The 215-nt window shown below is 42.3% G+C and carries 1 protein-coding gene; it reads left to right on the plus strand.

Going from position 1 to position 215, the window contains the following annotated elements; translation table 11 throughout:
* Nucleotides 1–215, plus strand: a 215-nt coding sequence (locus EII14_RS09150) for a transposase (protein ID WP_148090636.1), incomplete at both ends; no start/stop codon positions are given.

A 215-nucleotide genomic window follows, 5' to 3' on the forward strand; every position in this document is an offset into this window, starting at 1 on the left:
AAGTAAAAGATGTATTCTTTTCTCAAATCAATCAACTCATCGATTGGAAACCTCTTGCCCGATTGATCGAGCAAGTCTATACGAAAGGAAATTCCTCAACGGGACGTCCCTCTTATGAAGGTATTCTTCTCTTCAAGATAGAACTCCTGCGCACTTGGTATGGTTTGAGCGATCCGGAAGTGGAGGAACAAATCAAAGACCGCCTTTCTTTCATG

This window comes from Alloprevotella sp. OH1205_COT-284 (genome assembly GCF_003859795.1).
GTDB lineage: Bacteria > Bacteroidota > Bacteroidia > Bacteroidales > Bacteroidaceae > Alloprevotella.